The following is a 17,422-nucleotide window of genomic DNA, read 5'->3' as shown; positions in this document are numbered from 1 at the left end:
GGAGGACTTCCGGCTTGCCAAAGCATTTCTGGGTATTATTCGCGTTGATTTTGTTTCTAGGCGCTTATGGCGAAGGGGCCCGCGCCGAAGAACATCCAGGTTCGGGAGCTCCATCAGCTTCCAGTCAGCAGGAAGCTGCATTAACAACCGTGAGCGGAAGCACCTACAGCAGCAAGCTTGCCGGTCTGAGGTTCAGTGCGGGGGCGCTGCAGCCTTCCTTTAGTCCCGAGCAATATGACTACCTATTGCATGCGCCTTATGAAACCGACTTTGTGGAAGTGGAAGTGATTCCGCGAGACCCGAACTCGTCTTTATCGGTCAATACGTTTTGGTTAAAAAACACGAACGTATTTCGCAACCAAAACGCGTTGAGCGTCGGCAATAATTACTTTGAGATCGTCGTAACGGCTCTTGACGGGGATATTTCGATCTATCGGCTGAACATCATACGAGGTGTTCCTTCCAGCGAAAGAAATTTAAAGTCGCTATCTTTCAGTACGGGACGCTTGTATCCGTCCTTCGACCCCAGCGTGACCCAATATACCCTGTATGTCGATCATCCTGTTAAGTTTTATACCGCTATCGCCAGGACGGAAGACGCCTCCTCGCGATTATCGTTTAACGGTACGGCAACGCCCAGCGGAGGTCTTTATACGAACGATGCACCTCTGGAAGTCGGGACTGCCAATACGCTAAATGTCATCGTTTCCGCCCAAGCAGGCGGCTCGAAAACTTACACCATCACGATCAAACGCGCCGAAAACCTTGTCAAATCAACCCCAACCGGACACAGCGGCTTCTACAACACGAGTCCGGTTGCGAAGCCGAATACGGAGACGCTGAAGGAACAGAACGGTCAAGTCAAAGCCGTAGTCGAAATTGTCAAGGACCCTTACGCAGCAGCTCTGGAGGCCAAGAATGAACCGCTTGTTTTTATCGATGCGGCTAGCGGCCAATACCATCACGTGCTGGAGGTCAAGCTGGCCCCCGATCTATGGAAAGCCGCCGGCTATAACGGGAAAGCGCTGGATGTGATCATGAACGATCTGGACGTCGTGCTTAAGCCGGGTCCGGTTCCCCCTGCATCGAAGGATACCGGAGCCCGGCTCTCCTCGAGGAAGCTGGAATTATCCGGTCGCACGGAGTGGGAGCAGAAGCCTCCTACGGCCAGTTACGCGGCGGCCGCGTTCCTCTTGACCTTCGAGTCGTTCGGTACTTATACGGCGCAGTTATCCCATCCGCTTGATATCGCGCTGGAGCTGAATCCGGCGAAAGTTCGCAACGCTTCTTCGCTGGCGGCCTACCGGTATGACGAAGCTTCGAAGCGTTGGCAGTTTCTCGGGGGCGAGCTGAAGCCCGGCAACAGGTACGAGTTCCGCTCCGATACGTTCGGCCTCTTCGCTGTCATGGGCGAGGATCGGTCATTCAGCGATACGACCGGCCATTGGGCGGAAAGCAGCATCGAGATCATGACGACCAAGCGCATCGCAAGCGGGGTCGGCGACGGCAAGTTCGAGCCCGATGCGCCCGTGACGCGTGCGGAGTTCGCGGCGCTGCTGGCGCGCTCCATGGAGCTGCAGGAGCTCCGGACCCTTTCGTTCGCCGATGTGCCCGGGGATGCCTGGTATCGCTACGAGCTTGGCAAAGCGGCGGCCGCCGGGTTCATCGAAGGCATCGACGAAGCCACCTTCGCGCCGCAAGCAACGATCACACGCGAGCAGATGGCGGCGATGCTGATGCGCGCGTACAGCTTCCGAACGAAAATCAGGCTGAACGACATTCTTTTGCCGTCAGCATCGAAGTTCAGCGATGAAGCGAGTGCCTCGCCATGGGCCGCCCGCAGCATTCGATTGGCAGACGCCGTCGGTCTTATGAACGGCTCTCCCGACGGCGCTTTTCATCCGAAGGCATCCGCCACCCGTGCGGAAGCGATCGTCGTGCTGCTGCGCCTGATCAACAAAGCTGCCTCCTGACAGCCTATCACCGCCTATCTGACATAGGCGGTTTTCTCATCGGCATGCGTGTCCTTACTTTAGCAGATTAATGATTATACTATAGCTGATTAATGATTATTGATATTAATGTCCTTGCTCTTCATCACAGCTCCGATTTACGCTTGGCTTGACGAATTCGGAAGAGAACGCTACGCTTGGCGTAATTTTAGGGGAAATCATATAGGAGGTAAATGAATGCGTTATGTCATTTGCTCCGGAGGGCAGCTCGGCGATTGGGCCCTCGCGGAATTACGCGAAGGCGATGTGCTGGTCGGCGCGGACCGGGGCGCCCTGTTTCTGGTAGATCGCGGGTTTAGCCCGGATATGGCCCTAGGCGACTTTGACTCGGTTAGCGCCGGGGAGTTGATGCGCATCCGGACAGGCAGCAGGCGGTTTGAAGCTTGCGACCCGATTGCGAAGGACTGGACGGACACGGAGATGGCCTTGCGCTGGGTTCTCGCCCAACAAGACCCTAAGCCCGACGAAGTCGTGCTGCTTGGCGTGCTGGGATCGCGGTGGGACCATTCGCTGGCCAATATCCACCTGCTGCGCGTACTGCTTGAAGCCGGTGTGCGCGGCCGCATCGTCGACGAAACGAACGAGCTGCACCTCGTCGACGGCTCCATGCCGCTGACGCTCGCCCGCACGCGCCATACCTACGTCTCGCTGCTGCCGCTCAGTCTCGAGGTGACGGGCATTACGCTGAACGGCTTTCAATATCCGCTGCTTGACGCGACGCTCACCATTGGGCAATCGCTAGGCATCAGCAATGTCTTGCTGGAACAAACAGGAACAATCCGCCTTCGCGACGGGCTGCTGCTTGCGATTCAAAGTATGGACTAGCCGTAGTTACGAAAAAAAGCCTCCCTTTACATTCAAAAAGGGGGGCTTCTTCTGTTACGTACGCTTCTGCCCTACGACGTCGTCGGTTCAGCTCCTGCCGCCCGGGGCCGCGCCGCACCCGTGCCCATATGCTTGCGCAGCGCCTGCTTGGACAACGTGCCGATTTCGCGGCCGTCGATCCGGATTTCACCGCCCGACGGCTCGTAGAAGCCGAGCAGCAGATTCATGATCGAGCTTTTGCCCGATCCGGTGTGCCCGACCAGCGCGACGGTTTCTCCCTTTCTCACTTCGAATGAAATGCCCTTCAGCACCGGCTCCCCCGATTTGTAGGCGAAGGAGACATTGTCGAACACGACGTGTCTGCAGGCCGGTCCGTCTCTTCGACGCGCACCGGTTCGCCGCCTTCGAGATCGAGCAGATGGAACACCTTCTCCGCCGATACGACGGCGCGCTGAGCGTTCATCAATGGGTCTAAGATTCCGATAACCGGCTGGAAAAAGCGCCCCAGGTAATCGATAAACGCGTAAAACACCCCATATTTTGGTTGATACTCCACCGTTTTATTTGAAAAAGTTGCCGCCTCCCGCCTCAGGCTCGGCTCAGGATCGGCTCATTGGAACGCGCCCAGCACTACGACCGCCGCCGCCGCAACCATGAAGGCAGGCAGCAAATTGGCCACTTGGATACGGCGCAGCTCGAGCAAATTTATACCGACCCCGATAATCAGCACGCCGCCGACCGCGGTCAACTGCACGATGATCTCATTCAGCAGAACCTTATCCAGCAGCGATGCTATCCATGATGCGCCGAGCGCGATCGATCCTTGGTAGACGAAAATCGGCAGCGAGGAGAACAACACTCCGATGCCCATCGTCGAGGCGAAAACAACCGACAGCAGGCCGTCCATCAGCCCCTTCGTGTACAAAATGACGTGGTCGCCGCGCAGCCCGCTGTCCAGCGAGCCGAGAATCGCCATAGCCCCGATGCCATACACCAGCGTCGCGTTCACAAATCCGGCCGCAAGGCGCCCCTTCGGCCGTTCCCCGCCCCGCCGCCGGGATGGCAGCCGGCTCTCCGCCGCGTATACCGCCCGCTCCAGCGCCTGGCCAAGTTGCTGCAGCCTATGCTCCAGACGCAGCCCTTCGCCGATTAACCCGCCGATCGTCAGACTGATCACGATCAGCAGAAAATTGTCCGATTTCAGTGCCATCGACAAGCCAAGCACCACCAGCGCCAGTCCGATGCCGTGCATCAGCGTCTGCTTCACGCTTTCGCTCATCCGGCCTATTCCGATGCCCAGCAAGCTGCCTGCGACTATCGCCGCCGCGTTCACTATCGTCCCCCATAAAGCCATATCCCGTCCGCACAATCCCTTCTAAGTTTAAGAATGGAACCATCATACCTCGGCTCGGGCCCGGGCACAATAGCCTCGGGTTAAGACCGTCTCCTATGGACATACTTCCTTGCGGGCGGGGGTATACTAACGACCGAATCAGGTATAAGGAGGGTTTTGGCAATTATGGCGGAAGACAAAAGAATGGAGCCCGTTTCGGGCGAAGAAGTGGAGACCGACGGCATCTATGAGAACGAATGGGGACGCGAGGAAACGTTAAAGCGCGGCGACGAGTTTCCATATGATCCAGTGAACGGCCAGACGGAATGGAAACTGACCAGCCTTGCGCTGGAAAGCCAGGAGAACGAAATGTACAAGGACAACAAGGCCAACACGGAAAAGCGCATGCATCTGGACTTCGGCACGAAGGAAGCGAAGGAACGGCCGAGACCGGAGTGAGCAACATAGACTGGCTCAGCCAAGGAACCGCCCGGCACATGGTGCCGTAGGCGGTTTTGGCATTGTCGGCCGGCTGCGCCTGCAGGGAAACCCGATTCGTCCACTTGATGTTCTCCGTGCTTTCACGACCACGAAAATAGCGCCCTCCTTCACAGGAGCGGCGCTATCCTTATTCCGCTTTACTCGGCGTGCATGATTTTGATCAAGTTCGTCGATCCGGACTTGCCGATCGGCACGCCGGCGGACACGATCACAAGCTCGTCCGGCTGCACGACGCCCGACTGCTTGCCGTGGCGAATGGCTGACTCGAACATCTCGTCCGTCGACGCTACTTCATAACCTTGCACCGGCGTCACGCCCCATACCAAGCTGAGCCGGCGCAGGATTTGCTCGTTGGGCGCTACGGCGACGATCGGCGCCTTCGGGCGGTACTTCGATACCATCCGCGCGGTAAAGCCGCTTTCCGTCGGCGTGATGATCGCCTTTGCGTCCAGCTCCAGCGACGAGCTGACGACCGCTTGGCTGATCACTTCTGTCACGTCCGTCCTATGGAGCGCCGTCCGCTTGATGAACTGCTCGCGATAATCGATCGACGCTTCCATCCGCTGCGCGATCGACGCCATCGTCCGCACCGATTCCAGCGGATATTTCCCGGCCGCCGTCTCCCCGGACAGCATGATCGCATCGGTGCCGTCAAGCACGGCGTTGGCGACGTCGCTCGCTTCCGCCCGCGTCGGACGGGGATTGGACTGCATCGAGTCCAGCATATGAGTCGCGGTGATGACGGGCTTGCCGGCGATATTGCATTTTTGAATCATCATCTTCTGGATATGAGGCACGTCCTCCACCGGCACCTCGACACCGAGATCCCCGCGCGCCACCATCAACCCGTCCGAGACCGCGAGAATGGCATCCAATTCATCGACGCCTTCTTCGTTCTCGATCTTCGAGATGATCTGAATATGCCCCGCTCCCTGCTCCTCCAGCAAACGGCGAATTTCCAACACATCCTCGGCCTTCCGCACGAAGGAGGCGGCGATAATGTCCACGCCCTCCTCCACACCGAAGCGAATATGCTCGATGTCCCGATCCGTTACCCCCGGCAGCGACGTATGCGTCCCCGGCAAATTTACGCCCTTGCGCGGTTTGATGACGCCCCCGTTCATAATCCGGGTATGAATCTCGGTCCCTTCGACCGACTCCACGTTCAACTCGATCAGCCCGTCATCAAGCAAAATGCGCGAGCCCGGACCTACATCCTTCGTCAGCTCGGCATAATTCACCGCGATCCGCCGTGCGTCGCCTTCGATGGGCTCGGTCGTCAGCGTCAAGCGCCCGCCCGTTTCCAGCATATAAGAGCTGTCCTTTAATTTGCCTATGCGAATTTCCGGACCTTTAATATCCAACAAAATCGCCACCGGCTTCCCGGTTTCCCGTTCGGCCTGGCGCACCTTCGCGATGCGCCCCCGCTGCTCGTCCAAATCGCCGTGCGCCATATTCAAGCGGGCTACGTTCATCCCCGCCTCAATCATTTGCTTCAACATCGGGACATGATCACAGGCAGGTCCCATCGTACATACAATTTTTGTCTTCGGCATCGTTCATACCCTCCGCATCAAGCTCACATTGTCGATGCCATTGTACCCCTCTCATTCGAAAGTGACTATGAATTATAGTACGCTAAGTGTATTATAGTATCATCTTTTTGCGTGTAGTCGTGCACCTTCCACATGGGGAAAAAAGCGGCTCACGATTCACAATTAGACGGAGGTTCGTCCCATGTTAAGCGTAAAATCGGTCTCCCGCCACGCCGGCACGATGCCCTGGTTTGAAGAAAGCGGACAAGAAAACGCCTTATGGTCCTTTATTCTGGTCGGTTACGGCAAGTGTGTGTATTGGCTTGAAGGCGAGAAGGTGCTGCTGGAGAAAGGCGATGTGCTCCTGATCCCGGCGGGAACAAGCTTTTACGGTAAAAGCATCCCGTCGTTATCTCACGAGAAGTACGTCATAACGTTCGCCGTCTCGACTGAAACCGGTTTGGCGCTGCCGATCACCGCGGTCACCCATCCCTTGCACCTGCGTTCGACACAAGCCGACCTGCTGCTCGGCCGTATCCAGACGATGTGGGAGGAGTGGACAGAGCAGTTCCCTTACCGCGAAGCGATGGGCCACGCGCTGCTGCTCGAAATGCTGACCCGTCTCAACCGCGAATGGGATCACGGACCGCGTTCCTCCGTCAAGCATCGCCAGGCCGAAGCGATGAAAGCTTACATCAAGAACCATTACCGCGAAAAGGTGACCAAAGACGAGCTCGCCGCCGCCATCGGCAAGAGTCCCAACTATGCAGCCACCCTATTCCGCCTGACAACGGGGCAAACCATCAGCGATTACGTGCACGCGATGCGCATCAAGACGGCGATCTACATGCTGCGCCATTCACAGCTGACCGTCGGCGATATCGCCGACTACTTAGGTTACTGCGACACGTCGTATTTCCACCGCACGTTCCGTCGGTTGACCGGCGCCTCGCCGTCGGTGTATATGAAAGAGCGCGTGGAACCGCTGCAATAATCGCAGGCGGCAGCCGAGGCTCGCGACTCGGTTGGCTGGCTGCAGCAGTCTGGGCAAGCGACTCGGATGGATGGCTGACTGAGACAGTGCGAGCGCAATAGCGCGCGCTGGTACAACGATTCACTTTCGTTACCAGCTTCTCGCGCAGACAAAACAAATAGCGGAACACCGATGCGCTATTCCCCCTTTCCCGGCGATCGCCCTGGAAAGAGACAAATAAGACCTCGTGGTTCCGCTATTTTTCTAACTAGGCTCGCAAGCGCAAAATAAAGCACCCTCGTTCCGCTATTGGGCTTGATTTGCGAGCGCTGGAGTCAGCCTAAACTCATTACTTCCGCCCGTAGTCCGCCTTAATCTCGCCCCACGCCTTCGTATTCCACTTCACAATCGGATTCGAATACGTATTGTTGCGCAGCCAAGCTTCCGCACGGTCAACCAGCTCCCAAATTTCCCGGGTCGACGCGTCGCGCGGCAGCGTGGAGGCAGCCGCCTTCTTGCGCACCCAACTGATCGCCGTCATCGAGTCGCTGTAGATCGTCATCGCGCTGCCGATTTTCTTCAAATGGGCGAGCCCGTGCACAATCGCGAGAAACTCGCCCATATTATTGGTGCCTTTCGAGATCGGCGGGTGTTGAAACACGATCTCCCCTGTGCGCGTGTATACGCCTTTGTACTCCACAATGCCGGGGTTGCCGCTGCAGCCGACGTCGACCGACAGGCTGTCGAGGTCGGGCACGCCGACGTCGTCAGCTCCCACTGCGTCTCCGGATGCCCGGCCGCCGCCCTTGCCTCCTGCAGACGAAGCCGCTTTCGCCGCCGTGCTGAACGCCTTCTTCCAGCCGGCTACGAACATCTTGCGCGCTTCTTCCTCGCTCTCGTAAGACTTGAACTTCGCTTGCGGATATCCGTTCGTCTGCGCCTGGCATTCCGCCCACGTCTTGTAAACGCCGGGCTGCTTGCCTTCCCAGACGACATAAAATTTCGATTTCGCCACCCTGCAACCGTCCTCCTATTCTGATCGCTCCTTGGCCTACCCGCTACTGCCCCAGATGCCGCTTGAAAAATTCGATAAAATACGCCCCATACTTGAAAAATTTCGCCTCGCCGACGCCCTTGATCTTCAGCATGGCCGCCGGATTCGTCGGCTTCACGCCGCACATCTCGCGCAGCGTGCTGTCCGGGAAAACGATGTAGGGCGGAATCCCCTCGCGTTTCGCGATCTCCGAGCGCAGCTTGCGCAGCTCGTCGAACAGCTCCGTCTCCGCGTCCTGGACGACAGCCGCCGCAGGTTTCACCCGAATGCGCTGCACGACGCGTTCCGTCCCGGCCAGTACGGCGCCCGCCTTGGACGACAGCTTGACGGTCGGGAACTTTCCTTCGGCCAGCTGCAAATACCCTTCGGCGACAAGCAGCTGGATCAGGTCGACGATTTCCTTCTCCGTCCGCTGCTTCATCAACCCATAAGTGCTCAGCTCGTCGAAGCCGAAATCGAGCACCTTTTTGTTCCTCGACCCTTTGAGCACCGAAGCGACCAGCGTCACCCCGAACCGTTCCCGCATCCGCCGTACGCAGGAGAAAATCTGCTGCGCTTCCAGCGTAATGTCCGTCATCTCCATATCTGGACTTGAGCAGTTGCTGCACTGTCCGCAATCCTGCTCCAGCTCCCCGCCGAAATAGCGGACGATGTACCGCTGCAGACATTGCGGCGTATGGCAATAGTCCGCCATCTGCTGCAGCCTGCGGTACTCCTGGGCCTGCCTCTCGGGACTCGCAACCGACTGCTCGATCAGAAACTTCTGGATCAGAATGTCCTGCGGGCTGAACAGCAGCAAGCAATCGCTCGGCTCCCCGTCCCGTCCGGCGCGGCCCGCCTCCTGGTAATAAGCCTCCATGTTTTTCGGCATATTGAAATGAATGACATACCGCACATTCGACTTGTCGATACCCATTCCGAACGCATTGCTTGCGCACATGACGCGCACTTCGTCGTAGAGAAATTGCTCCTGCGCCTCCGCGCGCTCTTTATCGGTCATCCCCGCATGATATTTCCCGGCCGCCACGCCCTGCTTTTTCAAAAACTCGCACAGCTGGTCGACTTCCTTGCGCGTCGCCGCGTACACGATCCCCGCTTCTCCCGCATGAGCGCGAATGTACCCGGTCAGCACGTCGCGCTTGTTCTCGCCCTTCACCACGGTGAACGACAAGTTCTCGCGGGCGAAGCCGGTGACGAACACCCCCGGCGCTTCCAGCTTCAGGTGCCGGACGATGTCCTCACGCACCTGATCGGTTGCCGTCGCCGTGAACGCCGCCAGCTGCGGACGCCCCGGCAGATGCGCCACCAGCTCGCTGATCCGCATATAGCTCGGGCGAAAATCATGTCCCCACTGCGACACGCAATGCGCCTCGTCGACCGCGACCATCGGAATGGTCAGCTCGCCGAGTAAATCGAGGAAACGCTCCGACTCGAGCCGCTCGGGAGCGACATAGAGCAGCTTATATTCGCCGCGCGCCGCCTTGCGGATACGCGTTTCCACCTGCGCATAGGTCAGCGAGCTGTTAATATAAGCGGCCGGTACGCCAATGCTGTCGAGCCCGTCCACCTGATCCTTCATCAACGAGATGAGCGGCGATATCACGATCGTCGTTCCGCTCATCATCAGGGCGGGAATTTGGTAACAGATCGACTTTCCGCCGCCGGTCGGCATAATGCCGAGCGTATCGCGCCCTTCGAGCAGGCTCGCGATAACCGCCTTTTGCCCTTCCCGAAAATCGGGATATCCGTAATATTTACGCAGCAGCTCGCGTGCCTCCGCCATACGGCGGGACACCGGGATGCTGGAGATTTCCTCCACCCGCATATCCGGACCCGGATTCCATGAACTCACGCCTCAACTTCCCCCTCGCCCTTACGCCGCAGGCTCGCCCAACGCGAAACGAACGGCTCCCCGTCCCACAAGACGTCCGTGGCCGCACGCCGCGCCTTCATCTCCGGCTTATCCAGCAGCGTAAAGAAATTTTCCGTCGGCAGCTCGCCCAGGCCGTGCTTGACCGACAGCTTGTTCAAATAATCGCGCCGTGAATCGGACCCGGCGTCCCGCGACATATTGCCGCCGCTTTGCCCGAAGGCATACAGCACGCTTGCGACCGGCACCCTTTTCACCCGATAATGAGCCGATGCCCGCAAGATGAAATCCCAATCCCAGTAATTATAGACCCCCTCGTCGAACGGACCGAGCCTGTCGTGCAGCTCGCGCCGATACAGACAGCCGGAAGAAACGAATGTCGAGCATCGGCGCATTGCCTCCAAATCATGCTCATACGCAAACACAAAGCGGCTCGTCGCCCGGCGGACGCCCTCTTCCTCCACATAGTCGAAAATTTCCACGTCCGAATAAACCAGATCGCAATCTTCGATCTCCCGCACCATCCGCTCCACGTGCGTCGGCAGCAGCAAATCGTCATCGTCGCACAACAAAATGTACGCCCCCCGGACTTCAGACAACCCCCGGTTCCGGGCTGCGACATGCTTCCCGTTGCTCTCCATATTCACAATTGTGACATCGAGCTCGGGGTAGAGACCGACCGCTTCCTCAATCGGATCCCCGGCGTCGTTCACCACAATGATTTGCAGCCGTTTATACGTTTGCCTGCTCAACGATTCCAGCAGTTCGCTGAGCGTCCCCGGCCGATTGTAGGTCGGCGTAACGACCGATACGAGCGGCTGTTGCTCCATAGCGGCTCCCCTGCCTTTCCAGAAAAACATCCTACGTTCACTATACCGAAAAATAGGCAAAAGGAAAACCGAACATCTTCCCGTACGCTGCTTTCCCTTGCGGGCACCGTTTTCCCTGCGACGAACCTACTCCCGTTCCGCGTCCTCCTCCTGGAACCTTCGTCCGTTAGCCGCGTAGAAAAAGAAACACAGGCAAGTTTGAGGAGGAATAAAACATGTTAGAAATGAATGCGCCGGAATGGGGAACGGCCTGGCAGTACGCCGCCCTGTTCCTGCTTGCAGCCGCGCCCTGGCTGGAAGTATTCCTGGTCGTGCCGCTAGGCATTGCCTGGGGGTTGAATCCGACAGCTGTAGCGGTCACCGGCTTCGTCGGCAATTGGATCCCCGTGCTGCTGATCGCCTTGTTTTTCCGTCAATTCACGGCTTGGCGAACGAAACGCCGAGCGCGCAAAGCCGCTTTGGCCGCCGCGCAATCAGGCGGCACGGCAGCGGAGACCGCAACTCCAACTTCAGCCGGTACAACCGCCGAATCGAAGAAACACCGCCGCGCCAAACGCATCTGGGAACGGTACGGGATTCCGGGGCTCGCTTTGACCGCTCCCGCCATCGTCGGTACGGATATCGCCGCCTTGCTCGCGCTTACCTTCGGCTCTTCTCCGCGCTGGGTCCTGCTGTGGATGACCGTCAGCCTTGCGTTATGGACGGTTCTGCTCGCCGTCGGCTCGGTCTACGGGCTGGAGTTCATCGGTTGGTTTCAACCGAAATCCTAGGTTAAATTTAAATGAGATGCAGGATAATTTTGCGACCGTACGGAATCTGTCATATGTAGCATACAGCCGGGAGGATGGTAGTTATGGCTTGGAAGACGATTTTTGAATCGGAGCAATTGACGCTTGTCGTGGACCATGAGAAGAGCTCGGTCATGCTGGAAACGAGCAGCGGCGGATACCGTCCCCGTTACGTGACGCTGCACTGGACGCCGAAAGAGCTCGATACGGTGATCGAAGCGCTGCATAAGGCGAAACGGGAACTGGCCGGCGGCAATTCCGGCGAATAGAGCTTCCATGTCCCGGAGGACGCAGACTGACACTATATTCCGGCAAGGGCACTATGATAAAATAGGCTTACTATCGATGAACCAAGGAGGCTCTTGCCCATGCCGCGAAGAAGAAAAGAACTGCCCGTTAGTTCCGACGCGCCTCAGGAGACCGAAGCCACGGCTGCGGACACGGCTGCTCAGGCGCCGGAGTCGCCGTCTGTCGATGTCGGCGAGCCGAGGCGCAGAACCCGCGCGGCCTCACCGCGCAAGCCGGCCGCGGACACGGCTGCTCAGGCGCCGGAGTCGCCGTCGGCCGTTGCCGGGGCGCCGAGGCGCAGAACCCGCGCGGCCTCACCACGCAAGCCGGCCGCGGACACGGCTGCTCAGGCACCGGAGTCACCGTCGGCCGATGCCGGTGCGCCGGGGCGCGGAACCCGCGCGGCCTCACCGCGCAAGCCGGCCGCGAACGCGGCTGCTCAGGCACCGGAGACGCCGTCGGCCGATGCCGGTGCGCCGGAGACCGCTGCGCTGACCAAGGAAGCGGCGGTTATGCCGCCGGTCGCAAGCGAAGCGCAGACCGAAGCGGAAGCGGTCCTGCCGGCGGCGGAGCCGGCAAACGACGCGGCACCCGCTAATGTAAGCGCGTCGTCTTCGCCGGCTGATGAATCCGGTGCGGGTACGCAGGCCTTGGGCAAGGACGACGGGCTGCAGCGCCTGCTAGGCAGACGCTTGAAGAAAAAGAAACGCAACGAAACGCACGAGAAGGATAGCGTATATATCCGCAAGGATCTCAAAGAGCGGCTCGCCAAGCTCGCGGCGAACCACGGCAAAGGGTTCCGCACGCTGCTTCTGAACTACGGCTTGGAGAAAGCGCTCGACGAGCTTGAGCAAGCCGATGCCGCGCTGCGCCAAGGCGAGCAGCTTTGACCGACGCCGAAATAGCGGAACAGCGATTCGCTATTTCGGCATTTCGCCGCAACCGTACAAAAATAGCGGAACAGGGATGCCTTATTCCTCGAAATGCCGTGCTACAAGCACGGATTCGACGTAAATAAGATACCCCTGTTCCGCTATTTCCATTTCTTTGGGCAGCGCCCTTCTAGATCGGCAGCAAGCGAACGGAGTCGCGCTCGTGCAGGCCTTTTACCATACGGTACCAAGCGTCCGGCTTCTCGGTCAAGACTGCGTAGTACGTTTCCAGGAACGTGGCCACCAGCGAAGCCGGAACTGCATCCGCGTCCGCGTCGTCGATCGGCATAAAGCACAAGTCCAGGCCGTGTACGGCTTCGCCGTCAATTTGCCAAGAAGGGTGCACATAATCGAGATCCAGCTTCAGGTAGCCGAGATGTGCCAGCACTTCACGGCGCACGTAAGCATTCATCGATTTCACGCCGCCGAACTCCAGCCCTTCGGACAACGCCGGGTTATAAATTTCGGCGAACATCCCCTTCAGCTTCCCTCCGGCCTCGGCTGCCACCTGACGAAGATCGGCCATCCGGCGGCGCGCCAAGAACGGCCCGATGCCAAGACCGTCGCGACCGATAATCGTAAAGTCCGTCATCGCCACCTGCATGTCGGCATAGTAGCGGTACTCGGTCGCTCCGACGACCTGACCGTCCAAGATGGCTACAAACACGCGGATTCCGGGATCCTGCAGCGGCTCCGCCCACAGATCGTAGGCCAGCACTTCCTCCGGTGGAAACACGGTTTGCATCAGTTCGTGCATTTGCCGAAAATACGGGTCGGCGATATTTGTAATGCGATGGTAATCCAAGGCGATCCCTCCTTTTTAGCTACAGCTTACCTGTTTGCGTCCCCTTCGTCAACGCCGTCGGGGCTGCGTCCCCATCCTAGCATGCCCTCGGCGAAGGGAATCACAAACAAGCCGTTAAAAGCCGCCAAGGCGGGTTGCCCGTTAGAACCGATGAGCGATGCCGTACAAGCCCGGCCGCTCATCGGTTCAGGGCGGGGGTTACGACGCCTGAGCCGGCTCGGGCGTCCCTTTATGCAGTAGCCGCTTGCCGAAGGCCGTGCGGTACAGCAGCCGCTCCAGCAAGCCGAAGGCAGAGCCGGCCATCCAGTACAGGCCGAGGGCGATCGGCGCTCTCCACGTTACCAGCAGCGGAATCAGCATGAGCACGATTCCGAGCATCGCGCGTTTCCCGCTGCCCGGCGCAGGACCGGCCGTCTCCGTCAAAGGAATCAGGCTGACCACGAACGTCATCAGACCGGTAAGGACGGGCAGGACGTGCAGCGGGTCCGCCAGTGCCAAATGGGACACCCATGGAACAAGCAGCGAACTCATCGCGCTTCCGTGCGTCAGGAACAATCCGTACATCGCGCTTAAAACCGGGAGCTGCAGCAGGACACCGCCCATCTGCGCAAACGGGTTGACGCCATGCTCGCGGTAAAGCTTGCCGGACTCCTGCATGAGCCGGTTCGGGTTGGCGGCATGCGTTTGCTGCAGCTTTTTCAAATGCGGACCCATGGCCGCCGTGCGGATATGCTGACGTGCCGCGGTGAGATTGAAACGGAACAGCGCCATTTTGACAACCAGCGTCAGCAATATGATGGATACTCCCCAATCGTGAGTAAACGTGTGCAAATAAGATAACGCCTGTGCAAGCACGGCGATGATCGGTTGAAACCAAGTATACATAAGCCCATCGCTCCCTATGAATCGGCACCCTCAGGGTGCACGGAATAACGTTGTCCGGCCGTCCTGAGACGTACAGGCTCAACGTGTCAATCGTTAACCGATTCAGACCGGGAGCACGGAGAGTCCGAGCATTCGGAGGAACGGGGCGGTCTTTTGCGACGAACGAATACGGTACGCAAACTTTTCAACGAGCGGTTATGCGACTTCAGCACAAGCGCACAATCGACCGGCTGTACCAAGCCGTAAGGCAACCGGACTTGGGCCAATTCCGGACGCGGCAGCACGAGCAGCGCGGACAAGCCGAGAACCAGCATGAGCACCGAAAGATCTATAGACCATTCCATCGTTCATCCCCCCTTTCTTATATGCAACATGAATTTACGTGCAAGCCGGATTCAGGTTTCACACGGTGACCGTCCCTGCCTCCAGCCCCACGTAAGGCGCTATTCCGCTTGCCGCAGGGCATACAGCTTGCGGAACTTCACAAAACTGGCGACCCGCCAAGGCACGACATAAGCAACCGCGATTAAATAGAACAGCATCGCCAGCTCCGTCGGGTCAAGTCCGGACAAATAGCTTCGCAAACCCAAGCGGAGCGCGATCAAGCCGATGAGGGCAACAACGAAAGCGGCGCTTTTTTTCGGATAGATGAGTCCGTCCTCCCGCCTTTCGTAGTTCGTGGTTAGAATCATGGGAATGGACAAAACGGCCCCGCACAGCAGCGATAGCACGACTTCCTTCACGGTAAGGTGCAGCTCCGGATTCAGAAGCCCTGTAAGGCCTAGCGCCAAGAAGAGAAGCGGCAGCAGCAAGCGATAGCCTTTGCCCTTAACCGGACGGGAGGTTGCGCGCATTCTTCGCCATAGAATGAGCCCGGCTGCAATCACCATAATAAACACCGTATTCAGCTCCATCGTGAGCCTCCTCTTCGCCAAGTAAATATACCGTCACGGATCATTGCTTTACCATCTAATATTTTAGCACAAAAATGAATAGGCGACGACTCTCCCAAGATCTCCCTCCCTTGCCCGATTCCAGTTCCGCCGTTCCGCAGGTTGTTTGAAAACCTGTCACTTGACCCGGAGCCCAGGTATCATTACGCTAGAGATACCAAGGGACGGGAGGTATGGACATGGACAAAGAGGAACACGCAGCGCGCTCCGCACGGCAGCCGAGAGACGTGCTCGAGAACCGCGACGCCATGGATTCGATCGAGCGGCAGAAGGAAGGCTGGGCCAACGACGCATACGAGCAATTCGTTCAGAACGGGGGCTTGGAGCGCCTCGCGGGAATAGGGAAGCCTCTTGTCGTTCCTACCGACGACGTTCTGGATACGATTCTGCGCAATGCGAATGTAGATCCACCGTGGATCATGCTGAGGAAGGAAATCGGTTCGAATATGGCTAAAGTGATCCAGCTCTTGGATAAAACCCCGGCGACTCCGGAAATCGATGCGCTTTTGTCCGAGCTGAACAAGCAGATTATCGAGTTGAACGCGCTTGCTCCCAGCCGCTCGCTGCACCGCCATCTGATTAGCCGGCATAACGTTAGGGAGCAGTATCAGCGATGGTACGTCAAATAAGCCCCACCGGCCGCGTGATTCGGATATCGAACCACGCGAGCCGGCGGGGCTTCGCTTTTTCGTCGGGATACGGGGAGAGTTAGAAACGCTCGTGAATAACTTGATGCTCGAGCGGCAATCGATCCGTTGCCCGGCCTTCCTTCTCGGCTTTCCCGATCGGAATCATGACAACCGGCACATAACGGTCGGGAATTTGGAATTCGGAGATTAGGGCATCCTTATTGTATCCGCCCATTGGCACCGTATCATACCCTTTCGCTTTGGCAGCCAGCATCAGCTGCATGGCGGCCAACGAAGCGTTGCGAATCGCCTCGTCTCTGGCCAATCCCGGATTGTTCGCATAAGCGCCGTCGACTTGCTTCACCATCAAATCGCGAATTTCCGGCGCCGCTTTCTCGTACACCTTCGAGGTCACCTTATTCGCTTCCAGATCGCCTAACACGATAATAACAGCCGCGGCATCAGCCACTTGTTGTTGACCGAACGCGATTTTCAGCAGCTTCTCTTTATTGGCTTGCTCGCGCACTACGAGGTAACGCCAGTGCTGTAAGTTCCACGATGACGGAGCGCGCGAAGCGAGCTCCAGAATTTCGTTCAGCTCGGCGTCGGACAGCACCAACCCTTTCCGGTATTGACGCACCGAACGTCGCGAGGTCAAAAACTGCTCGGCGGAGAATCGGTTTTCCGTATTCACTTCCACTTGCTGACTCATATCTGAATCCACTCCTTTGATATTTATCTATTTAACTATATTATCATCATCATCTTACTTTAGTAAAGTTAATATATATTACATCTCCCCTTATATCTTGGTAAAAAGACATAAAAAACCCATGCCTTCAAACGAAGTCATGGGTTGCTCCACTAGGCTGATCAGGGCAAGTATAGCATGAACGTACTGCCTTGCCCCTCCCGGCTGAATACGGACAAGTATCCGCCGAGCAGCTTCGCCAGCTCCAAGCTGATGGACTGCCCGAGCCCGGTGCCGCTGTATTTCCGGCTGATGGAGCCGTCCGCTTGGCGGAACGCCTCGAAGATTAACCGCTGCTTGCCCTCGGCAATGCCAACTCCCGGACCTGGAAAGCGATCCACCTCCGATCCGGTTCCGGCCGATCCTCTTCGGCCCAATATTGCAGCTCCTCTGCGTTCAGACGTCCTTCGTGCTGTTCCCTGATCAGCTGCGACAGCAGAATGATGCTGTTAGGGGCG

Annotated in this window: 20 protein-coding genes; 8 read left to right on the top strand and 12 right to left on the bottom strand. The window is 58.0% G+C overall.

The window, feature by feature from the left end:
• Nucleotides 1–14 precede the first annotated feature (14 nt).
• Nucleotides 15–1,973 (top strand): S-layer homology domain-containing protein, encoded by a 1,959-nt coding sequence (locus tag ACZ439_RS15485; protein ID WP_464619877.1) that lies wholly within the window; start codon nucleotides 15–17, stop codon nucleotides 1,971–1,973.
• Nucleotides 1,974–2,189: 216 nt separating this feature from the next.
• Nucleotides 2,190–2,837 carry a thiamine diphosphokinase gene (locus tag ACZ439_RS15480; RefSeq protein WP_127610426.1) on the top strand — a complete coding sequence of 216 codons (648 nt, stop codon included), beginning with the start codon at nucleotides 2,190–2,192 and terminating at the stop codon, nucleotides 2,835–2,837.
• A 71-nt stretch (nucleotides 2,838–2,908) separates the two neighbouring features.
• Here the strand turns inward: ACZ439_RS15480 and ACZ439_RS15475 are convergent, their stop codons facing one another.
• Nucleotides 2,909–3,190 (bottom strand): ATP-binding cassette domain-containing protein, encoded by a 282-nt coding sequence (locus ACZ439_RS15475; protein WP_054800361.1) that lies wholly within the window; start codon nucleotides 3,188–3,190, stop codon nucleotides 2,909–2,911.
• A gap of 257 nt (nucleotides 3,191–3,447) precedes the next feature.
• Nucleotides 3,448–4,191 (bottom strand): DUF554 domain-containing protein, encoded by a 744-nt coding sequence (locus ACZ439_RS15470; RefSeq protein WP_054798377.1) that lies wholly within the window; start codon nucleotides 4,189–4,191, stop codon nucleotides 3,448–3,450.
• Between the two features lie 165 nt (nucleotides 4,192–4,356).
• Here ACZ439_RS15470 and ACZ439_RS15465 point away from each other — a divergent pair, with 165 nt between their 5' ends.
• Entirely contained in the window at nucleotides 4,357–4,629 is a 273-nt protein-coding gene (locus ACZ439_RS15465) for a hypothetical protein (protein ID WP_054798376.1), read from the top strand.
• Nucleotides 4,630–4,808: 179 nt separating this feature from the next.
• Here the strand turns inward: ACZ439_RS15465 and pyk are convergent, their stop codons facing one another.
• Complete coding sequence (gene pyk, locus ACZ439_RS15460) at nucleotides 4,809–6,227, bottom strand: pyruvate kinase (RefSeq protein ID WP_054800360.1); 1,419 nt, start codon at nucleotides 6,225–6,227, stop codon at nucleotides 4,809–4,811.
• A gap of 181 nt (nucleotides 6,228–6,408) precedes the next feature.
• Between pyk and ACZ439_RS15455 the strand changes: the two genes are divergently transcribed.
• Nucleotides 6,409–7,200: an AraC family transcriptional regulator gene (locus tag ACZ439_RS15455; protein ID WP_054798374.1), complete on the top strand. Its 792-nt coding sequence runs from the start codon at nucleotides 6,409–6,411 to the stop codon at nucleotides 7,198–7,200.
• A gap of 328 nt (nucleotides 7,201–7,528) precedes the next feature.
• Here the strand turns inward: ACZ439_RS15455 and rnhA are convergent, their stop codons facing one another.
• The 3 genes from rnhA to ACZ439_RS15440 all read right to left on the bottom strand — a co-directional run bounded on the left by rnhA (nucleotide 7,529) and on the right by ACZ439_RS15440 (nucleotide 10,933).
• On the bottom strand, nucleotides 7,529–8,194 hold the full coding sequence (rnhA, locus tag ACZ439_RS15450) for a ribonuclease H (RefSeq protein WP_054798373.1): 666 nt from the start codon (nucleotides 8,192–8,194) through the stop codon (nucleotides 7,529–7,531).
• Between the two features lie 43 nt (nucleotides 8,195–8,237).
• Entirely contained in the window at nucleotides 8,238–10,016 is a 1,779-nt protein-coding gene (gene recQ, locus ACZ439_RS15445) for a DNA helicase RecQ (RefSeq protein WP_127610436.1), read from the bottom strand.
• Nucleotides 10,017–10,081: 65 nt separating this feature from the next.
• Nucleotides 10,082–10,933: a glycosyltransferase family 2 protein gene (locus ACZ439_RS15440; RefSeq protein ID WP_054798372.1), complete on the bottom strand. Its 852-nt coding sequence runs from the start codon at nucleotides 10,931–10,933 to the stop codon at nucleotides 10,082–10,084.
• Between the two features lie 215 nt (nucleotides 10,934–11,148).
• Here ACZ439_RS15440 and ACZ439_RS15435 point away from each other — a divergent pair, with 215 nt between their 5' ends.
• The 3 genes from ACZ439_RS15435 to ACZ439_RS15425 all read left to right on the top strand — a co-directional run bounded on the left by ACZ439_RS15435 (nucleotide 11,149) and on the right by ACZ439_RS15425 (nucleotide 12,899).
• On the top strand, nucleotides 11,149–11,703 hold the full coding sequence (locus ACZ439_RS15435; protein WP_054798371.1) for a small multi-drug export protein: 555 nt from the start codon (nucleotides 11,149–11,151) through the stop codon (nucleotides 11,701–11,703).
• A gap of 83 nt (nucleotides 11,704–11,786) precedes the next feature.
• On the top strand, nucleotides 11,787–11,990 hold the full coding sequence (locus tag ACZ439_RS15430; protein WP_054798370.1) for a hypothetical protein: 204 nt from the start codon (nucleotides 11,787–11,789) through the stop codon (nucleotides 11,988–11,990).
• A 531-nt stretch (nucleotides 11,991–12,521) separates the two neighbouring features.
• Nucleotides 12,522–12,899 carry a hypothetical protein gene (locus tag ACZ439_RS15425; protein WP_464619876.1) on the top strand — a complete coding sequence of 126 codons (378 nt, stop codon included), beginning with the start codon at nucleotides 12,522–12,524 and terminating at the stop codon, nucleotides 12,897–12,899.
• 172 nt (nucleotides 12,900–13,071) lie between these two features.
• Here the strand turns inward: ACZ439_RS15425 and ACZ439_RS15420 are convergent, their stop codons facing one another.
• From ACZ439_RS15420 to ACZ439_RS15405, 4 genes are all read right to left on the bottom strand, one after another.
• Nucleotides 13,072–13,746 (bottom strand): hypothetical protein, encoded by a 675-nt coding sequence (locus ACZ439_RS15420; RefSeq protein ID WP_054797679.1) that lies wholly within the window; start codon nucleotides 13,744–13,746, stop codon nucleotides 13,072–13,074.
• 198 nt (nucleotides 13,747–13,944) lie between these two features.
• A complete protein-coding gene (locus tag ACZ439_RS15415; RefSeq protein WP_054797678.1) occupies nucleotides 13,945–14,631 on the bottom strand; it encodes a YidC/Oxa1 family membrane protein insertase in 687 nt (228 codons plus the stop codon).
• A gap of 86 nt (nucleotides 14,632–14,717) precedes the next feature.
• Complete coding sequence (locus tag ACZ439_RS15410) at nucleotides 14,718–14,975, bottom strand: hypothetical protein (protein WP_054797677.1); 258 nt, start codon at nucleotides 14,973–14,975, stop codon at nucleotides 14,718–14,720.
• A 99-nt stretch (nucleotides 14,976–15,074) separates the two neighbouring features.
• Complete coding sequence (locus tag ACZ439_RS15405; protein ID WP_127608594.1) at nucleotides 15,075–15,545, bottom strand: cytochrome c biogenesis protein CcdC; 471 nt, start codon at nucleotides 15,543–15,545, stop codon at nucleotides 15,075–15,077.
• A gap of 218 nt (nucleotides 15,546–15,763) precedes the next feature.
• Here ACZ439_RS15405 and ACZ439_RS15400 point away from each other — a divergent pair, with 218 nt between their 5' ends.
• A complete protein-coding gene (locus tag ACZ439_RS15400; RefSeq protein WP_054800031.1) occupies nucleotides 15,764–16,213 on the top strand; it encodes a DnaJ family domain-containing protein in 450 nt (149 codons plus the stop codon).
• 79 nt (nucleotides 16,214–16,292) lie between these two features.
• On the opposite strand, the gene ACZ439_RS15395 is transcribed toward ACZ439_RS15400, so the two are convergent.
• The gene (locus ACZ439_RS15395) at nucleotides 16,293–16,907 is read right to left on the bottom strand and encodes a nitroreductase family protein (RefSeq protein WP_054797681.1); all 615 of its coding nucleotides are present in this window, start codon (nucleotides 16,905–16,907) and stop codon (nucleotides 16,293–16,295) included.
• 179 nt (nucleotides 16,908–17,086) lie between these two features.
• On the bottom strand, nucleotides 17,087–17,341 hold the full coding sequence (locus ACZ439_RS15390; protein WP_054797675.1) for an ATP-binding protein: 255 nt from the start codon (nucleotides 17,339–17,341) through the stop codon (nucleotides 17,087–17,089).
• Nucleotides 17,342–17,422: the final 81 nt, after the last annotated feature.

It is taken from the genome of Paenibacillus sp. JCM 9796 (assembly GCF_055379675.1).
Note: the sequence above shows the minus strand (reverse complement) of the source record. Positions and strands in the feature narration are given on the sequence as shown.